Origin of the sequence: Phascolarctobacterium faecium DSM 14760 (assembly GCF_003269275.1) — a bacterium.
Lineage (GTDB): Bacteria > Bacillota > Negativicutes > Acidaminococcales > Acidaminococcaceae > Phascolarctobacterium > Phascolarctobacterium faecium.
The window spans coordinates 173,593-190,761 of sequence record NZ_QLTS01000002.1 but is presented as its reverse complement, the minus strand read 5'-3'; the positions used below and the strand labels follow the sequence as shown (position 1 = coordinate 190,761).

The window sequence follows — 17,169 nt, the reverse complement described above, 5'->3', positions numbered from 1 at the left end:
ATCACCTAAATATTATTGATTATTATTTAAAAATATTATATCATAAAAATAAAAGTATACATATCTTTATATTTATTAATATTGTGATGAAAATATAATTTGTAACAATAAAAAACAGACGTCTTAAAAGACGTCTGTTTAAATTATATTTAGACGGTAGTTTTTTTTGCCTGTTTTAAGCTCAGGCCGATACGGTTACGTTGTTCGTCGATGCTGATGATGACCGGCTCGATCACATCGCCGACGCTGATAACGTCCAGAGGGTGGTGAAACCGACTGTTGGATAATTCGCTGCGGTGAATCAGACCGCTGGTTTTTAGGCCGATATCTACGAAAACTCCGAAATCAACAACATTTTGGACTGTTCCTTTGACAACGCTGCCGATCTCCAAATCGCTCAGTTTTGCTACCTTTTTGCGTGTCAGCGGTGCCGGAGCATCTTCGCGCGGATCGCGCCCCGGCCGGGCCAGGGCTTCCAGGATATCAGTTACAGTCGGCAGGCCGGCGTTCAGTTTGACGGCAATGGCAGAGGCGTCGGCTTTAGCTGCCGCTTCCTGAACAGCGATGTCATTACAGTGTTTCAGGTCAAAGCCAAGCTCTGCCAGGATCTGCTCTGCTAAGGTATAGCTTTCAGGGTGGACGGAGGTATTGTCTAAAGGATTTTTTGCCTGGGCGATACGCAGAAAGCCTGCGCATTGAGTAAAGGCTGCCGGACCCAGACGGGCAACTTTTAAAAGTTCCTTACGGCTGGTAAAGGCACCGTTATCGTCACGGTAGGCAATAATATTTTTGGCGACGGTGCCGGAAATGCCTGCTACGTATGAAAGCAGAGCGGGAGAAGCTGTATTCAGCTCGACTCCGACGTGGTTGACGCAGGACTCGACAACAGTACCTAAGGTCGCAGTGAGTTCCTTTTGATTGACATCATGCTGATATTGACCAACACCAATAGCCTTGGGCTCTATTTTGACAAGTTCTGCCAGAGGGTCCTGTACACGGCGGGCAATGGATACCGCTCCGCGCAGGGAAACGTCCAGATCGGGCAGCTCTTCGCGGGCCAGCTTGGAGGCAGAATAAACAGAAGCGCCTGCTTCGCTGACGATCAGGTAAGCAATATCAAGATGGTATTTTTCGATCATCTGGGCCGTAAACTCCTCTGTTTCAAAAGAAGCAGTTCCGTTGCCGATAGCTACCAGGGTCACTTTATGCCTGGTCACCAGATCCATAAAGCCGGCTTCCGCTTGTTCACGCTGATGCTGGCTGCCGGTGATATACAGCGTATTGATCGCCAGTGTACGTCCGTTGGGATCAATAACGGCTGCTTTACAGCCGGTGCGGTAACCGGGATCGAGACCTAAAACAGTATGCCCGGCAATAGGCTGCTGCAGCAGCAGCTGCCGCAGGTTGGCGGCAAAGACAGAAATAGCCTGTTTTTCTGCTTTTTCCGTCAGTTCGTTACGCAGTTCCCGCTCCAGCGAGGGAAACAGCAGCCTTTTGTAGCTGTCGGCAACAGCATTTGTATAAAGCTCGTTCCAAACTGTGTGCGGCTGGATTTTTAGTTTTTGAGCCAGTTTAGTCAGCATGGAATCCGCAGGATAATTTAGGGTGAGCTTCAGACAATTTTTGCTTTCACCGCGGTTCAAGGCTAAAATGCGGTGCGGCGGCAGCTGACGTATCGGTTCGGAATATTCTTTATACATCAGGTAATCCTGCCCTTCGGTTTCGTCAACTGTCAGCGTTGAAGCAAGTTCGGCACCTTTCCAAAGTTCTTTGCGGATCAGTTCGCGGATATCGGCGCGGTCGGAAATATTTTCGGCAACTATGTCGGAGGCCCCGGCCCAGGCTTCGGAAACAGAGTTGACACCTTTTTCAGGATCTACATGCAGGCTGGCCAGCTTGTCTAAGGTCATTAGCGGCTGGGATTGAGCCATGATCAGTTCTGCCAGCGGCTCCAGTCCGCGTTCACGGGCTATCTGTGCCCGGGTACGTTTTTTAGGACGGTAAGGCAGATAAAGATCTTCCAGCTCCTGCATTTTGACAGCAGCTTTGATCTGGCTTTCAAGTTCAGGGGTCAGTTTTTCCTGTGAAGTTATTGATTCCAGTATTTCCTGACGGCGTTCTTCCAGATTACGCAGATATTGAGCACGTTCGCTGATCATACGGATTTGTTCTTCGTCCAGCGATCCGGTCACTTCCTTGCGGTAGCGGGCGATAAAAGGGATAGTATTACCGCTGTCCAGCAGTTCTAGAGTTGCGGCTGCCTGCTGCGGTCTGACCGACAGTTCGCCGGCAATTATTTGTTCAATGGTCATGGGTCTACCTCTTTCTTGTGTATAATAATTATAAAATTCGCTTTTAATTGCCAAAATCCTTGTGGAAGGTTTGTGAAATATGTTTAAACAGCTACAATTAAAGGATATTAAATATTGACAGGAAAGTTTTTCTTTATTATAATTTAGTAAATAATAGATAAAGATTATCTAAAACTAAACAGGCAATAAATGCCGGACAAAAAACATTTCAACCAAGGAGGTAAATCATGTTAAACAACCAAGAACTGACCGCCCTGCTGCGTCAAAACGGTTATAAAGTCACTCCGCAAAGATTGGCAGTTTATGAAGCGCTGGCTAATACCAAGCAGCATCCCAGTGCTGAAATGCTGTTCGGTACCCTGCAGCCTAAATATCCTTCCATGAGTTTTGCTACGGTTTATAAGACCGTCGAGATTCTCAATAAACTGGGCCTGATCCAGATCATCAATACCGGCGAGGACAGTTTCCGCTATGATGCTGATATCAGCGAGCACAGCCATGTGCAGTGTACTGTCTGCGGCCGTGTCGATGATGTACCGGCTCTCAATGACCGGTCTCTGGTCGTAAAGGTGGAAGAAGCAAGCGGTTACAGTATCGACAAACACCAATTTTATTTCTTTGGCGTTTGTGAGAAGTGCCGTAAAAAACACTGAAATTAGAGAAATGTTTATGTTGCCCCGACTGTACAGTCGGGGCTTTTTTATTAAGAACACAGAGTTTTTATTGTATGATAATATAGAATATTGTTAGTGTATAATTACAATGAACAGCTATAATTAAAATTATGGCTCTGTTTTTATAAAAATTTACTTTTTTGTCAAAGCAGAAAGTATAAAGTTTTGATATAATATATAGAAGCAAAAATCATTATAGAAGATGAGGAGGAGTCGGGGATGACGATTGCGAAGCATCTTGAACATACTTTATTAAAACCTGAGGCAACTGTCGAGGATATTATGCAGCTTTGCAGCGAAGCCCGGAAATACGGGCTCTTTGGCGTTTGTGTGAATCTGTGTTATGTGGGGCTGGCCAGACATCTGCTGAGCGATACGAACGTCAAGGTTGTGACAGTAGTAGGGTTCCCGCTGGGAGCTACATTTTCTGAGGTCAAGGCTCTGGAGACAAAAATGGCGGTCGAAGCGCACGCTGATGAAATAGATATGGTCATGAACGTATCGGCATTTAAGACCGGTGATTATGCTGCTGTAGTCAGTGATATCCGCAGCGTAGTCGAGGCGGCCAGTCCGTTTCCGGTCAAGGTGATCATTGAAGCCTGCCTGCTGACAGACGCTGAAAAGTGCACGGCCTGTCGTTTAGTAGCCGAAGGCGGTGCGGCGTTTGTCAAGACCAGTACGGGTTTTAACAAGGGCGGAGCTACTGTCGATGACGTAAAGCTGCTGGCAGCCGAAGCAGAAAAGTATGGTCTCAAAGTCAAAGCCGCCGGAGGTATCCGTGACGCGGAAGCTGCGCAGGCTATGCTGGCTGCAGGAGCTGAACGTATTGGAACCAGTGCCGGGCACAAAATCGCGGCAGGCGAAGCATGAGCAGTGAGTTTGAAATCACGATCCTGGCCAGCGGCAGTAAAGGCAATGCCGCGGTGATACGTGCCGGAGAGCAGGCTTTTCTGGTAGATGTCGGCATCAGCTGCCGCCAGCTGACGGAACGTCTGCATCAGGCAGGCATGAAGCCTGAAGATTTGACGGGCGTACTGTTGACACATGAGCATAACGACCATGTAAAGGGACTGCCTGTTTTTTGCCGTAAATACCGTCTGCCGGTGTTTGCCAATGAAAGTACCTGGCAGTATATGCCGAAAAAAAGTGAAATGGAACGCAGCTGTTGCCGCTTACTGCCCAAAAAACTGAGCAGCGGCAGTTTGGAAATAATCCCTTTTGCCGTCCCGCATGATGCAGCCTCTACAGTAGGCTATGTTTTTAAAAGCGGCGGCAGTAAATGTACATATCTCACCGACGTAGGCTTTGTGACAGACGAGGTGCGTCAGAATATAGCTGATGCTGACGTAGTGGTGCTGGAAGCCAACCACGATGAAGATATGCTGAAAAATGGCAGTTATCCGCAGATACTCAAGCAGAGGATTCTGGGAACACGCGGGCATTTATCCAATGTTTCGGCAGCCTGGCTGCTGGCGCATATGGAGCGCCTGCCGGAAGAGGTTTTTCTGGCGCATCTGAGCCAGGAAAACAATTTGCCTTCCCTGGCCCTGCAAACGGTGCGGGGTATCCTGGACGCTAACGAAGTTGGTGCGGATACAAAAATTTATATCACATCGCAGGAAAACATAGTAAAAAATTATGATTGAGGAGTGTTGAGATGGAGAGAAGCTTTATGAAAAAAACCATGAATATCTTTTTCTGTGCTCTGCTGGGAGCTGCTGTACTTATAGGCGGCTGCAGTGATAACAATAAGGCTGAGGCAGTAAAGGAACAGAAAACTGCTGCTGCGGCACAGAAAGATGCCAGCCTTTCCGGTGCCCGTAACACGCCGATCGTAGCGGCGGCTAAAAAAGTAGGTCCGGCAGTAGTGGGCATCACTAATAAAGCCTATGTGCGCGATATTTTTAATCGAGTGCAGCTGACGGAACGCGGCACAGGTTCCGGCGTTATTTATGACAAGTCCGGTCTGATCGCGACTAATAACCATGTTGTAGAAGGCGCTTCAGAAATCATCGTCAGCCTGACGGACGGGCGCAGTGTCAAAGGCAAGGTATTGGGGGCCGATGCGGCAACTGATCTTGCCGTAGTAAAGATCGACGAAAACAATCTTCCTGTTGCCGATTTCGGTGATTCCTCAACTTTACAGGTCGGTGAACCCGCTATTGCTATTGGTAATCCGCTGGGGCTGGAGTTCCGCGGCAGTGTCACAGCCGGTGTAATCAGCGCTTTGAACCGTTCCATCCAGTTAGGGGAACGTAAATTTGACCTGATCCAGACTGATGCGGCGATCAATCCCGGCAATTCCGGCGGTGCGCTGGTCAATGCGGAAGGGGAGGTCGTAGGTATCAATTCTGCGAAGATCGCTGTTTCCGGTGTCGAAGGCATCGGGTTTGCTATCCCCATTAATTCGGCCAAACCGATTTTGGATGAACTGGCAAAAAAAGGTCGTGTAGTGCGTCCGTATATTGGCGCCAGCCTGGTCGATAAGGATATTGCCAACCGGTACGGTTTTGATATCGACCTGCATGACGGTATTTTTGTTATGAAGGTTTGGGAAGGCAGTCCTTCGGCTAAAGCCGGCCTGCGTCCCGGCGATATCATTCTCAAGTTCAACGGTGAAAAGATCGATAAAGTAGTAGAGCTGCGCGGCAAGCTGGCTGAGCTGAAAGTCGGCGACAGTGTGGATGTTGTTGTTCTGCGCGGCGGCGCTGAAGAAACGATCCACATGACACTGGAAGAGATTCCTGAGGAAAACCGTTAAATGAAGATCACCATTGCCTGTGTGGGAAAGATCAAGGAAAAGTATCTGACGGCGGGGATCGAAGAATTTACAAAACGGCTGCAGCCGTTTTGTAAATTGGAAACGATCGCTATTGGAGAAGAGAGAATGCCGGAAGATCCATCGCCGGCCTTAAAAGAACAGGTGCTGGGCAGAGAAACAGAACGTTTGCTGGCAGTGCTCCCGGAAAATTCGTATGTGATTTTACTGGATGTTAGTGGCAAGGCCGTAAGTTCACCGGAGCTGGCCGCCAAAATAGAGAAGCTGGCCTTAGCGGGCAGCAGCCATATCACCTTTGTGATCGGCGGTGCTTTTGGTTATACGGATGCATTGCGGCATCGGGCTGATGAGCGTATTTCTTTTTCCAAAATGACTTTTACCCATCAAATGATTCGTCTGCTGCTGGTAGAGCAGATTTACCGTGCGTTTAAAATCAGCCGCGGCGAAAAATATCACTGGTAAGTAAACAGCCCTGATAATTTATCAGGGCTGTTTTTTGATAAAAAATAAAAAGTTTTATTTGACATAGAGCAAACTCTAAGGTTTATGATACAATTAAGAAAGAATGATTTGATGCTTGGAGGGATACTATGCGAAGCTGCAAGAAATATCTGCTGCTGCTGGGCCTGCTGTTGATGGCTGCGGTCGGAGGCTGTGGCGGGATCGGGTATGAAGAAACGGATGAAAATAAGCCGGTTACGATTAAAGGACCGGAAGGCTTGCCTACTAATCCTAAAATACTGATTGCTTATTTTTCACATACCGGGAATACAGAACTGGCCGCCTGGCAGATACAGGCTGCGGTCGGGGGACAGCTGTTTGCAATTCAGACTGAGGTGCCTTATCCGCAGGATAAAAGTGAATGCGGTAAAATAGCTAAACAGGAACTTGCAGGTAATGAACGGCCTCCTCTGGCGGTGGATTTAGCCGATATTTCCCAGTATGATACGATTTTCATCGGTTATCCTGTCTGGTATGGAACAACGCCTATGGCCGTGCGTACTTTTTTAGAAGCGCATGATTTTTCAGGTAAAGTGCTCGTACCGTTTTGTACCAGTAAAAAAAGCGGTATCGAAAAGAGCCTGGATGCTATAGCCGCAAGCTGCCCGCAGGCGTATATAACAAAAGGACTGGCTTTGCAGGATATCGGGACCGGGAAGATGCAGCGACTGATCAGCAGCTGGCTGGAAGGTGTACGCGGCGAAATAGATACGTTTGGTAAAAAGCGGACGGCACAATGATTTGCAGATAAATAAAATACCTGTGCTGACTTTTAAAGTCAGCACAGGTATTCTTTTACATATAATGCTTATCAGGCATTGGCGGGGATGATCTGATTGATGCAGGCGATGGCGTTCAGCGTACGTGGAAAACCAATATATGGCAGGCACTGGGTAACTGCGTCCAGCATCAGTTCTTTATCGTTGCCGACATTGAGATTGGCCTGTACATGGGCTTTGACCTGAGGTTCCGCACCGCCGATAGTGCTGATAGCGCATAAGGTGATCAATTCCCGCATTTGCAGATCAAGGCCGTTTCTGGTGTAGGTATCGCCAAAGCAGAACTCTGAAAGATAATTGGCTATATGTTTTTGATTAGCCGGCGAGTTTTTGTGCATGGCGGCAATGTGTTCTGTTCCGAAAATCTCACCCTGTACTTTAAAGCCGTCGTCAAAACGGGTGGCTTCGGTAACAGTACTCTGGTTTGCCAGCGGCATTTTAATGCCCTGTTTTTTAAAAACTTTATTGGTGATTTCCAAAGCGCCGACCGTTTTGGGAAAGCCCACATAGGGAGCGCACTGATAAAGTGTTTCTTTTATTTCTACCGGGGTAGCGCCGGCTTTCAGTGCGGCCTGCACTTGTGCAGGCAGGCTGTCTAAAGTCTGGCTGGCGGTAAGTGCGGTGATCGTCAGCAGTTCACGTTGTTTGTCGGTCAGCTTACCACGGGAATAAACGTCGCCGTAAATGAAATTGTCCATGGTCTGAGCAAAATCCGGGTCGGTGGCGGCAAGTTTGTTTTTGGCGCTGCCGAAAAGATGCGCCTGTTTTTGCTGTGCTGTTTCAATCCTGTTTTTTGAAGCGGCACACACGCTCATTTTGCCAATTGTAAAGGTCATCCCCCCCAGCAGCAGGGATGTCATCAGGAACATGGAAATAAAGTTTTTCATAGGTCTGCCTCCTCTTGTTTTTGATTTTGTGACGGATGGTTTTTCTGATAAATGTCAGTACGGTAGTTTTCTATTTTGATATCTATTCTGGCTAAGGTTTGCTGGATAAATTCCAATTTTTCCTGCAGCACTTCCCGCTGCAGTTCTAAAATATCCTTACGGGCTTCCAGCGTGGTGTCGCCGAGCTGTGACAAGGCGACATATTCTATCAAAGTTTCCGGGGAGAGACCGGCTGACCGCATGGTTTTTATAAATTCTATCCAGCAGAGGTCTTTGGAAGTGTATTCCCGGGTCCCGCCTTTATTGCGGGCGACAGGTGGGATAAGCCCGATCCGTTCGTAATAACGCAGAGTATTGGGTGTCAGCGAAGTCTGTTTGCCTGCTTCGGTAATATTCATAAAAATCACCTCCTGTAACTTTTAAATTCATTCTAGCGTTTGGAGTTAACTTCAAGTCAAGCGTTTTCTGAAAAAAATTAGCCGGCCTGTTCGATATAGATCAGTGTATAATAGAAACAAGTGAAGCTCTAAGCAGTTTATCAAAAAGAGGAGGGATGACGAATGATTATCAGTGCCAGCCGGCGAACTGATATTCCTGCTTTTTATTGGGAATGGTTCCAAAAGCGGCTGCAGGAACAGTATGTACTGGTACGCAATCCTCTGAACCTTCATCAGGTAAGCAGGATCAGCCTGCGGCCGGAGGTCGTGGATGGGTTGGTTTTCTGGACAAAAAATCCAGAACCGATGCTTAAGCAGCTGTCAGTTCTGGATGCGTATGCTTATTATTTTCAATTTACGCTCAATGCGTATGCTGCTGACGTAGAAGCAGCTTTACCGCCATTGGCGGTGAGGATAGAGATATTTCGGCAGCTGGCGCAGAAGATAGGTGCGGAAAGAATGATCTGGCGCTATGACCCGATCCTGTTAAGTGCACGCTATGACCTGCAGTATCACGCAGCGGTTTTTGAGGAACTGGCAGCGCAGCTGGCCGACAGTACGAAAAAATGTATTATCAGTTTCCTTGATTATTATCCTAAGATCAAGGCAGGTCTGCATCAGGCAGGGCTGAGAGGCCTGAGTGAGGACGAGCAGCGGCGGCTTGCGGCCGTATTGTCCCAAACAGCCCGGCAATATGGTCTGCAGCTGGAAACCTGTGCGGAAGCTATAGAATTAGCTGATCTGGGGATTGGGCATGCCAGTTGCATCGACGCAGAGCTGCTTGGCCGTGTGGGCGGGTGCCGTCTTGATACAGTCAAAGATAAAAATCAGCGCGGTGAATGCGGCTGTGCCGCCAGTATCGATATCGGCGCCTATAACACCTGTCTGCATGGCTGCATTTATTGTTATGCTAATGACAGCCGCAGACAGCTGCAGCAGATCACGGCTGGAAATAGCAGTTCGCCGCTGCTGTGCAGTGAGCTGGAGCCTGCGGATAAGGTTACGGAAAGAAACTTGCGGGCGCTGCGGTCACTGCAGGCAGAGCTTTTTTAAATATCGGTTTTGTTGTCAGACAGCCGGTATTAATTTTTTGAAAAAGCTGCTTGACTTGGAGTTAACTCCATTGGATATGATACAGATAAGGAACGGAAGTTCCGGCATTTTAGTTATGAGCGGGTGCAATAAAAAGCAGGTGATTTGGCGGTTCTGCATCAGTGCGGACTGCGTTTTCAGCTACAACAGATTTGAGCGCAGAACGATGTGAGAATGTGATAGAAAAGGAGTGTGGTGAGAATGTTGGAAGAAAAATTAAGCGTGTTTCCCATGGGTGAAAAAAATGATGCCTATGCCCGGTATTTTGTGGGGCAGAGCTATTTGAAGATGCTGACAACAGAAGGAGTAGTTATTGGCAATGTTACTTTTGAGCCCGGCTGTCGCAATAATTGGCATATCCATCATCAAGGCGGGCAGATACTGCTTGTCACAGGCGGACGAGGTTATTATCAGGAGTGGGGGAAACCGGCCCGGGAGCTGAACGCGGGTGATGTGGTGAATATCCCGCCTGAAGTGAAACACTGGCATGGAGCGGCTCCTGACAGCTGGTTTGCACACCTTGCAGTCGAAGTGCCCGCCGCGGGGGTGTCCAATGAATGGCTGGAACCGGTAACAGATGCAGAATATGGAAATTTGAAATAAAGGAGCAAAAATAATGCTGGGTAAATTTGTTTATTCCAATCCTACCAAATTGTATTTTGGAGAAAATTCATTAGAAAATCTGCCGCAGGAATTGGCATGCTATGGTAAAAATGTCATGCTGGTATATGGCGGCGGTTCGATTAAGAAAAACGGTATTTATGAAAACGTGGTCAAGCTTTTGAGGGACGGGGGCAAAACAGTTTTTGAGGATGCAGGTGTAATGCCTAATCCCACACTGGAAAAATTATATGAAGGCTGCAGGATAGCCAAAGAAAACAAGGTCGATTTGATCCTGGCAGTCGGCGGCGGTTCTGTCTGTGATTATGCCAAGGCTGTTTCAGTTTCCGCTTACTGCGAAACTGATCCATGGGAAAAATATTATCTGCGGATGGAAGCGGTGGATAATAAGATTATCCCGGTTGGCTGTGTTCTGACTATGGTTGGTACAGGTTCGGAGATGAACGGCGGTTCAGTTATTACCAATCATGCGGCTAAAGCTAAAATCGGGCGGGTGTTTGGTGATAATGTGTTCCCCAGATTTTCGATACTTGATCCGACTTATACTTTTACGCTCCCGCGTTATCAAATGGTTGCCGGATTTTTTGATATCATGTCGCATATTTTGGAACAGTATTTTTCCGGAACTGACGACAATACTTCCGACTATCTTATGGAAGGCTTGCTGCGTTCGCTGATCCACAGTTCCAGGATCGCGGTGCAAAGCCCTGAAGATTATGAAGCGAGAAGCAATATTATGTGGATCGCTACATGGGCCTTGAATACCCTGGTAGCTAAAGGAAAGTCGACAGACTGGATGGTGCATATGATCGGTCAGTCGATCGGCGCTTACACTGACGCTACGCACGGAATGACTCTGGCCGCTGTGTCGCTGCCATATTACAGGCACATCATGCCGTACGGACTGGCGAAATTCAAACGCTTTGCCATCAATGTATGGGATGTGCGTCCTGAGGGGAAAACTGATGAACAGATAGCTCAGGCAGGCCTTGCGGCGATGGAAAGCTATATGAGGGAGCTGGGACTTGTACTTAACGGCAGGGAACTTGGCGTCGATGAAACGATGCTTGACGGGATCGCTCAGGGTTCGTTCATTCTTGAGGGCGGTTATAAAGTACTGACTAAAGAAGAGATCGTTGAGATATTGAAGGAAACGCTGAAAGCCTAAAAAACAGAGCTTGCATTTATGCAAGCTCTGTTTTTTTAGGGCAGGCGTTCCAGTTTGATAGTGAAATCATTATCGAAAGCGGCCAGTTTTTCAATACCGCTTTCAACAGTACCAAGTTCAATGAGGCTGTTGGCATAACCGTAATCACGGTAAAAAAATGCCAGATTACCCCAAGGTGCATAATAAGCAAAACTGCCTGTTTGAGGATCAAAACCGGCAGGAGCGCCCTGTGTGTCCAGGCGCCGCGGCAGATAAGCTACCTTTTCGGTATTATTAAAATCTTTGCAGGTCAGTTCCAGCGGCAGCAGGCTCAAAAAATCCTCTGCAGCTCTGGTGCCATTGAGTTTGACGATAAGCTCGTCTTGGTTGGCGAGTGTCAGCCTGATGCGTTGGACTGCGTCTGTTGTAGCGGTCTGAGCTGCGTTAGCTGTTGTCTGGTCGATTTTGGCATTGGTACCGGACGTGCTGCTGCAGGCAGCCACAGTAAAGCTCAGTAATAAAGTAAGCGTCAGGGCCAGAGTTTTCAGCATGGTATTTCCTCCGTTTCTCTGTTTGTAAGTTGCAAATAGATAGGGTCTGCCGTTGCTTATACGGCTTCTATATGTGAGTTTATATGCTGGAGTCTGCTCCAGGTCAAGCGTTGTTTGTAGATTTTTTGCAAACTGCTTGACTGTGAGTCAACTCCAGCCCTTACAATGAAAGCAATACAGGAAAGGAGCGGTAAAAATGGTTAAGGATTTTAAACGCTGGACGACGCAGCTTACGGCGACGGTTTTGTATAATGGGCGTGGTGCCGCCAATCTGCTGGGGGCCGATATGACCTGGAAAAATGTTTGTCTGCCCGGAGTTAATTGCGGCTATTGCCGCTATGCAGAAGCCGGATGTCCCTGGGGGCTGACGCAGCATACCCTGACCGGTTTTACTTTACCTTTGGGCTGGCGGGTTTGGGGGCTGCTCATTTTGTGTGCTCTGTTTTTTGGCCGGATGATCTGTGGCTGGCTGTGTCCGTTTGGCTGGGCGCAGGAGCTTTTAGATAAGCTGCCGATGTTGAAGCTGTCTAAAAATAAAATTACGTACTATTTAAGTTATTTTAAATATGTGGTTCTGCTGCTGTTTGCCTGCAATCTGTATTTCTTTGATCTGCATGGTCTGGACTGGCGTTGGATCATTGGACTTTTGGCTGCTGCGGCGCTGTTTATCTATCGGCCTTTTTGTCGTTTTTTCTGTCCGTTGGGAGCTTTTTACAGCCTGTTTAACAGGATCGCCGTTTTTGGCATGCAGGTAGATTCGCGTAAATGTACCGCCTGCCAGCGCTGCGTACGCAGTTGCTTGATGGATTGTAAACGGGTAGGCGACAGGGAATGTATTGTCTGCGGTAAATGCAGACAGTCCTGCCCGACCGAAGCCATTTCTCTGGGCTGCAAATATTAAAGAAGAAATAAAATAACCTGCCGTATGCAGGTTATTTTGTGTTTTTTCTACATCAACAGTCCGGCACAGCCGGCTAAAAGCATCAAGGGAATAGCGCTCAGGTTACGGTAGTAATGCAGATAAAAAAGCAAAGCCGTCAGCAATGTCGGCCAGAATTTGAAATAGGTCAGCAGATTTTCCATTGCGACGGTTCCGGTTGCGGGGAAAAATGTTATCCGCATAAAAAAGAAAACTGCGGTCAGCATCAAGGCGATAACCGAAGGCCGCAATCCATTGAGGATACCTTGTACAGCCAGCGAAGAGTTGAACTTTTGGAGAGAACGGGCAACGATGGCGACAAGAATGAAAGATGGCAGGCTGACGCTGAAAGTAGCTACAAAAGAACCAAGCAGGGCTTGCCAGAATTCAGGGCCGCAGACCCTGGCTCCTACATATGTAGCCGTATTGACAGCGATAGGGCCGGGGGTGATCTGAGAAATAGTGATGATCCGTGCATATTCAGCTGCGGGGATCCAGCCGCGTCCGACGACTTCCTGCTGAATGATACTGATCATTGCCAGACCGCCGCCGAAAGAAAAAAGCCCGATTTTGAAAAAGACAGTGAATAATTCCCAATAAAGCATCATTTTGTATCACTTCCCAGATATTTAGTGGCGCAGTAACCAAGCGCTGAGGCCAGCAGAACGATTATGGCAATGTCGAGACTGAAAAAATAGATCCCAAGCAGTGAAAAGGCCAGAATGAACCAGCCAAAATTGTTTTTGATGGAATAGGGAATCAGTTTCAGAGTTGCTGCGATCAATAAAGCTGTGATAGCAGAATTGATACCGTCAAAAAATTTCAATATATTGGGGTACTGGTCAAAACCACTGGAGGTGAAAGCCGTGACGATGACGAAAATAATGACGAAAGAAGGCAGGACGACGCCGATAGTTGCTACCAGTGATCCTTTAAGTCCCCCCAGCCTGTAGCCAAGAAAGGTAGAAGCATTGACGGCAATAACGCCGGGCAAAGACTGCGAGAGCGCAAGAACGTCAGTAATGTCTTCATCCCTGATCCATTTTTGTTTTTCAACAAATTCGTCACGTATCAGCGGTATCATTGCCGGCCCGCCGCCGATCGTGAACAGGCCGATCTTAACAAAAACAAGAAACATATGAAGATAACGCGGGCGCGAAGTATCCATAATAACCGCCTCTTTTCAGTCTGATAAATGGTGTTATTTTTATTATCGGTTATCTGCTCCAGTATTACAAGTCTGGTTGGAACAGGCAGCGGTATCGGCTGTGGCAAATAAAACCAGATATAGTATGGAAAGTAAAATGAATACCAGATGTAGATAAAATGTACTGATAGTTATGACGTTAACGAATAGGCAGAGTCTAAAACGGCATAAAATAACCCCTCTGCAGCTTCAGCAGAGGGGTTATAGTAAAATCAGATATGTTTCTTTTCGATCAGTACGCCTACGGAAGTACGCCATTTCAAAATACCGGCGATGATGAGGCTGACAACGAAGCAGGCAGAGAAGAAGTACAGGGTAATTGAATAGCTGTTGGTCGTTTCACGGATCCAGGACAGCAGCAGCGGACCGGCGATGCCGGCCATGCCCCAGGCAGTCAGGATCTTGCCGTGTATGGCGCTGAGCTCTTTCGTGCCGAACAGATCGCTGAGGAAGGCGGGCATACAGGAGAAGCCGCCGCCGTAGCAGGAAATGATGACAAAGACAATCAGCTGGAAGATGAAGGCACTGCTTGTTTCTGCAAGTGCGTAGAAGGCAAAGATCTGGATCAGGAAGAAGACTACATAAACTGTACTGCGCCCGAGATAGTCGGAAATAGTAGACCAGAAAATGCGTCCCAGACCGTTGATCAGACCGATGATACCGACCATGGAGGCGGCAGCCATCGGTGTCATTTTTACTACTTCCTGTGCCATCGGTGAAGCTACTGCTAAAAGTCCGATACCGCAGGTAATATTGGTGAAAAAAATCCACCACAGTGCGTAAAATTGCCAGGTTTTGCGTGCTTCTTTGGCTGTGAACTGAGTATCCGGGAGGATACTTTTGACGTTAATGCCGGACGGCCCGCCGTTGCTTGCTTTAGGTGGTTCAAGATATAAGGCGGAGGCGGCCATGATAACCATGTACACGCAGCCGAGAATGATAAAGTTCTGTACCAGTCCGTATTTGGCAACCAGGATCTGCATCAGCGGACCTGCGATCAGGCTGGCAAAACCGAAACCCATGATAGCAAGACCGGTGGCAAAGCCGCGGTTGTTGGGAAACCATTTGACCAGCGTCGAAACAGGGGTGATATAACCGGTCCCAAGACCGATACCGCCGATAACGCCGTAAAAAAGATATAAGAGCGGCAGACTGTTGAGATGCAGTGCCAGCGCTGTACCGAACATACCCAGACCAAAGAAGCAGGTCGAGGTGAGACCGCTTTTACGCGGGCCGTATTTTTCAACGTAATCGCCCAAAAATCCCGCTGACAGTCCGAGAAATAAAATTGCGATCGAAAAAGTCCAGGTCGTTTCTTTCAGGGTAAAACCCATAGCCTGCATAATAGGCTTTGTCAGTACGCTCCAGGCGTAAACACTGCCGATGCAGATATGGATGCCGATAGCCGACAGAGCAATGAGCCATCTGTTTTTCATAGGTAAACATCTCCTTTTCACACTAGAAAAAATCCGAGAGGGCCAAAGCCGGAAAATAAAAAAACCATCCGGGATCAGTTCTCTCTGCCCAGACGGTCGGCTGTTTCTATGGCATCGCAGTACACGTGGTTGATTCCACTTTATCCGTCAGTCCTGCGAGGTCTATTTGATTTATGTTCTCATTATAGCAAGAATTACGATAATGTCAAGCAAGGAAAAATAAAAAAACAGCAGTATAAAAACAGAACCTGCCCAGCTTGTTTACTCTTACCCTTAAATAACGTATAATAAAAATTAATATAAAGATGTAGTTTATTTTATAAAAATGCGGGAGGGAATACCATGTATTTAGCTGATGAACACAAGATTTGGGTCTGTAAAGGCGAGGATAAGATCTGCATGCTGCCGAAAATGGCAAACCGTCACGGTCTGATCGCCGGGGCAACGGGTACGGGCAAGACCGTTACTTTAAAGGTGCTGGCAGAATCCTTCAGCGAGATGGGCGTGCCGGTATTCCTGGCCGATATCAAAGGCGACGTTTCCGGTATGTGCAAGGCTGGTGAAAGCAGTGAAGGGTTTCAGAAACGTCTGCATAAATTAGGCATAGAAAATTTTGAGTTCAAAGGCTTTCCTGTACGTTTTTTTGATGTTTTCGGTAAAAAAGGGCATCCTGTCCGGACGACTATTTCCGAGATGGGGCCGGATCTGCTGAGTCGGCTTTTGGAATTGAATACCACGCAGAGCGGTATTATGACGATCATTTTCAAGATTGCCGATGATCAGGGACTGTTGCTGCTGGATCTTAAGGATCTGCGTTCGATGGTGCAGTACGTCGGTGATAATGCGGCTCAGTTCAAAACTGCCTATGGCAATGTGGCGGCTCAGAGTGTCGGCGCGATCCAGCGGGCTCTGCTGCGCCTGGAAGAACAGGGCGGAGATGTGTTTTTCGGCGAGCCGGCACTGGACATCAGGGACTGGCTGGCAGTGGCAGATGACGGACGCGGTTATATCAATCTTCTGCATTGCGTAGAGCTGTTTCAGACTCCGCTGTTATATTCTACATTTTTATTATGGATGCTGTCGGAGTTGTATGACCTGCTGCCGGAAGCAGGCGATCCGGAAAAACCTAAAATCGTCTTTTTCTTTGATGAAGCGCATCTGATTTTCAAAGACGCGCCGAAATCTCTGCTCGATAAAGTTGAACAGATCGTGCGTTTGATCCGTTCCAAAGGCGTCGGCATTTATTTTATCACCCAGCAGCCTTCTGATATTCCCGATACTGTTTTGTCACAGCTGGGAAACAAGCTGCAGCATGCGCTGCGAGCTTACACACCTAAAGACCAGAAGGGGCTGAAGGCTGCGGCGCAGGCCTTTAGAGCCAATCCTGGTTTTGACGCGGCAAAAGTGCTACCGGAGCTTGGCACCGGCGAAGTGCTGGTATCACTATTGGATGCTGACGGAGTGCCGACAATGGTGGAGCGTGCTTATGTCATGCCGCCGCGCAGCTATCTTGGCGTAGCTGACGATACGCTGCGCAACCAGCTGATAGCCTCCAGCCCGCTGTATAGTAAATATGCTGAAGCTGTAGACCGTGAGTCTGCTTATGAGATTTTGAGCGTCAAAGCCCAGCAGGATGCGGAAGCAGCAGCCAGGGCACAGGAAGAAGCGGCGCTGCAGAAAGAGCTGCGCAGCCGCAGCGCGGCTTCTAAAAAAGAACCGCCTACGGTCGCTGAAAAGCTGATCAGCAAAACGATGACGCGAATGGAAAATAAAGCTGTAGACACTATAGTACGCGGTATTTTTAATCAAATGAAAAAATGGTTTTAA

Annotated in this window: 18 protein-coding genes and 1 riboswitch; of the genes, 11 read left to right on the top strand and 7 right to left on the bottom strand. The window is 47.8% G+C overall.

Translation table 11 applies throughout. The annotated features are described in order from the left end of the window. Nucleotides 1–149: 149 nt before the first annotated feature. Nucleotides 150–2,312, bottom strand: a complete 2,163-nt coding sequence (locus tag C8D73_RS04760) for a Tex family protein (protein WP_113077470.1) — start codon at nucleotides 2,310–2,312, stop codon at nucleotides 150–152. A 227-nt stretch (nucleotides 2,313–2,539) separates the two neighbouring features. Between C8D73_RS04760 and perR the strand changes: the two genes are divergently transcribed. The 6 genes from perR to C8D73_RS04730 all read left to right on the top strand — a co-directional run bounded on the left by perR (nucleotide 2,540) and on the right by C8D73_RS04730 (nucleotide 7,006). After that, nucleotides 2,540–2,965, top strand: a complete 426-nt coding sequence (gene perR, locus C8D73_RS04755) for a transcriptional regulator PerR (RefSeq protein WP_021719021.1) — start codon at nucleotides 2,540–2,542, stop codon at nucleotides 2,963–2,965. 240 nt (nucleotides 2,966–3,205) lie between these two features. Next, nucleotides 3,206–3,856 carry a deoxyribose-phosphate aldolase gene (gene deoC / locus C8D73_RS04750; RefSeq protein WP_113077469.1) on the top strand — a complete coding sequence of 217 codons (651 nt, stop codon included), beginning with the start codon at nucleotides 3,206–3,208 and terminating at the stop codon, nucleotides 3,854–3,856. Next, nucleotides 3,853–4,632 (top strand): MBL fold metallo-hydrolase, encoded by a 780-nt coding sequence (locus C8D73_RS04745; protein ID WP_046431258.1) that lies wholly within the window; start codon nucleotides 3,853–3,855, stop codon nucleotides 4,630–4,632. Before deoC ends, C8D73_RS04745 begins: the two co-directional genes overlap by 4 nt. A gap of 26 nt (nucleotides 4,633–4,658) precedes the next feature. Then, nucleotides 4,659–5,747, top strand: coding sequence for a S1C family serine protease (locus tag C8D73_RS04740; protein ID WP_227202698.1), 1,089 nt, complete (start codon nucleotides 4,659–4,661; stop codon nucleotides 5,745–5,747). Then, a complete protein-coding gene (gene rlmH / locus C8D73_RS04735; protein ID WP_021719017.1) occupies nucleotides 5,748–6,227 on the top strand; it encodes a 23S rRNA (pseudouridine(1915)-N(3))-methyltransferase RlmH in 480 nt (159 codons plus the stop codon). 128 nt (nucleotides 6,228–6,355) lie between these two features. Further along, entirely contained in the window at nucleotides 6,356–7,006 is a 651-nt protein-coding gene (locus C8D73_RS04730; RefSeq protein ID WP_113077468.1) for a flavodoxin, read from the top strand. Between the two features lie 71 nt (nucleotides 7,007–7,077). Here the strand turns inward: C8D73_RS04730 and C8D73_RS04725 are convergent, their stop codons facing one another. Beyond that, on the bottom strand, nucleotides 7,078–7,932 hold the full coding sequence (locus C8D73_RS04725; RefSeq protein ID WP_113077467.1) for a carboxymuconolactone decarboxylase family protein: 855 nt from the start codon (nucleotides 7,930–7,932) through the stop codon (nucleotides 7,078–7,080). Further along, nucleotides 7,929–8,330: a MerR family transcriptional regulator gene (locus tag C8D73_RS04720; protein WP_021719014.1), complete on the bottom strand. Its 402-nt coding sequence runs from the start codon at nucleotides 8,328–8,330 to the stop codon at nucleotides 7,929–7,931. Before C8D73_RS04720 ends, C8D73_RS04725 begins: the two co-directional genes overlap by 4 nt. Before the next feature lie 162 nt (nucleotides 8,331–8,492). Here C8D73_RS04720 and C8D73_RS04715 point away from each other — a divergent pair, with 162 nt between their 5' ends. The 3 genes from C8D73_RS04715 (at nucleotide 8,493) to C8D73_RS04705 (ending at nucleotide 11,250) form a co-directional block, all read left to right on the top strand. Continuing rightward, nucleotides 8,493–9,422: a DUF1848 domain-containing protein gene (locus tag C8D73_RS04715; protein WP_113077466.1), complete on the top strand. Its 930-nt coding sequence runs from the start codon at nucleotides 8,493–8,495 to the stop codon at nucleotides 9,420–9,422. Between the two features lie 240 nt (nucleotides 9,423–9,662). Continuing rightward, complete coding sequence (locus C8D73_RS04710; RefSeq protein ID WP_113077465.1) at nucleotides 9,663–10,064, top strand: cupin domain-containing protein; 402 nt, start codon at nucleotides 9,663–9,665, stop codon at nucleotides 10,062–10,064. A gap of 13 nt (nucleotides 10,065–10,077) precedes the next feature. Further along, nucleotides 10,078–11,250, top strand: a complete 1,173-nt coding sequence (locus tag C8D73_RS04705) for an iron-containing alcohol dehydrogenase (protein WP_021719011.1) — start codon at nucleotides 10,078–10,080, stop codon at nucleotides 11,248–11,250. A 35-nt stretch (nucleotides 11,251–11,285) separates the two neighbouring features. On the opposite strand, the gene C8D73_RS04700 is transcribed toward C8D73_RS04705, so the two are convergent. Further along, entirely contained in the window at nucleotides 11,286–11,780 is a 495-nt protein-coding gene (locus C8D73_RS04700) for a cyclophilin-like fold protein (protein ID WP_170123167.1), read from the bottom strand. Between the two features lie 196 nt (nucleotides 11,781–11,976). Here C8D73_RS04700 and C8D73_RS04695 point away from each other — a divergent pair, with 196 nt between their 5' ends. Continuing rightward, entirely contained in the window at nucleotides 11,977–12,681 is a 705-nt protein-coding gene (locus tag C8D73_RS04695; protein WP_113077464.1) for a 4Fe-4S binding protein, read from the top strand. Nucleotides 12,682–12,728: 47 nt separating this feature from the next. Here C8D73_RS04695 and C8D73_RS04690 read toward each other — a convergent pair whose 3' ends face one another. The 3 genes from C8D73_RS04690 to C8D73_RS04680 all read right to left on the bottom strand — a co-directional run bounded on the left by C8D73_RS04690 (nucleotide 12,729) and on the right by C8D73_RS04680 (nucleotide 15,342). Beyond that, the gene (locus C8D73_RS04690) at nucleotides 12,729–13,307 is read right to left on the bottom strand and encodes a chromate transporter (protein ID WP_113077463.1); all 579 of its coding nucleotides are present in this window, start codon (nucleotides 13,305–13,307) and stop codon (nucleotides 12,729–12,731) included. Next, nucleotides 13,304–13,867: a chromate transporter gene (locus C8D73_RS04685; RefSeq protein ID WP_046431248.1), complete on the bottom strand. Its 564-nt coding sequence runs from the start codon at nucleotides 13,865–13,867 to the stop codon at nucleotides 13,304–13,306. Before C8D73_RS04685 ends, C8D73_RS04690 begins: the two co-directional genes overlap by 4 nt. Before the next feature lie 251 nt (nucleotides 13,868–14,118). Beyond that, nucleotides 14,119–15,342, bottom strand: a complete 1,224-nt coding sequence (locus C8D73_RS04680) for an L-lactate MFS transporter (RefSeq protein WP_113077462.1) — start codon at nucleotides 15,340–15,342, stop codon at nucleotides 14,119–14,121. A gap of 79 nt (nucleotides 15,343–15,421) precedes the next feature. Next, nucleotides 15,422–15,507: riboswitch (ZMP/ZTP riboswitch) on the bottom strand. A gap of 177 nt (nucleotides 15,508–15,684) precedes the next feature. Between C8D73_RS04680 and C8D73_RS04675 the strand changes: the two genes are divergently transcribed. Continuing rightward, nucleotides 15,685–17,169 (top strand): helicase HerA-like domain-containing protein, encoded by a 1,485-nt coding sequence (locus C8D73_RS04675; RefSeq protein ID WP_113077461.1) that lies wholly within the window; start codon nucleotides 15,685–15,687, stop codon nucleotides 17,167–17,169.

Coding starts and splice junctions, on each gene's coding strand:
- C8D73_RS04700 (WP_170123167.1), bottom strand. CDS start 11,780: ATGCTGAAAACTCTGGCCCTGACGCTTACTTTATTACTGAGCTTTACT.
- C8D73_RS04730 (WP_113077468.1), top strand. CDS start 6,356: ATGCGAAGCTGCAAGAAATATCTGCTGCTGCTGGGCCTGCTGTTGATG.
- C8D73_RS04745 (WP_046431258.1), top strand. CDS start 3,853: ATGAGCAGTGAGTTTGAAATCACGATCCTGGCCAGCGGCAGTAAAGGC.
- C8D73_RS04685 (WP_046431248.1), bottom strand. CDS start 13,867: ATGGATACTTCGCGCCCGCGTTATCTTCATATGTTTCTTGTTTTTGTT.
- C8D73_RS04740 (WP_227202698.1), top strand. CDS start 4,659: ATGAAAAAAACCATGAATATCTTTTTCTGTGCTCTGCTGGGAGCTGCT.
- C8D73_RS04705 (WP_021719011.1), top strand. CDS start 10,078: ATGCTGGGTAAATTTGTTTATTCCAATCCTACCAAATTGTATTTTGGA.
- C8D73_RS04725 (WP_113077467.1), bottom strand. CDS start 7,932: ATGAAAAACTTTATTTCCATGTTCCTGATGACATCCCTGCTGCTGGGG.
- C8D73_RS04680 (WP_113077462.1), bottom strand. CDS start 15,342: ATGAAAAACAGATGGCTCATTGCTCTGTCGGCTATCGGCATCCATATC.
- deoC (WP_113077469.1), top strand. CDS start 3,206: ATGACGATTGCGAAGCATCTTGAACATACTTTATTAAAACCTGAGGCA.
- C8D73_RS04675 (WP_113077461.1), top strand. CDS start 15,685: ATGTATTTAGCTGATGAACACAAGATTTGGGTCTGTAAAGGCGAGGAT.
- C8D73_RS04695 (WP_113077464.1), top strand. CDS start 11,977: ATGGTTAAGGATTTTAAACGCTGGACGACGCAGCTTACGGCGACGGTT.
- C8D73_RS04720 (WP_021719014.1), bottom strand. CDS start 8,330: ATGAATATTACCGAAGCAGGCAAACAGACTTCGCTGACACCCAATACT.
- C8D73_RS04690 (WP_113077463.1), bottom strand. CDS start 13,307: ATGATGCTTTATTGGGAATTATTCACTGTCTTTTTCAAAATCGGGCTT.
- perR (WP_021719021.1), top strand. CDS start 2,540: ATGTTAAACAACCAAGAACTGACCGCCCTGCTGCGTCAAAACGGTTAT.
- rlmH (WP_021719017.1), top strand. CDS start 5,748: ATGAAGATCACCATTGCCTGTGTGGGAAAGATCAAGGAAAAGTATCTG.
- C8D73_RS04710 (WP_113077465.1), top strand. CDS start 9,663: ATGTTGGAAGAAAAATTAAGCGTGTTTCCCATGGGTGAAAAAAATGAT.
- C8D73_RS04760 (WP_113077470.1), bottom strand. CDS start 2,312: ATGACCATTGAACAAATAATTGCCGGCGAACTGTCGGTCAGACCGCAG.
- C8D73_RS04715 (WP_113077466.1), top strand. CDS start 8,493: ATGATTATCAGTGCCAGCCGGCGAACTGATATTCCTGCTTTTTATTGG.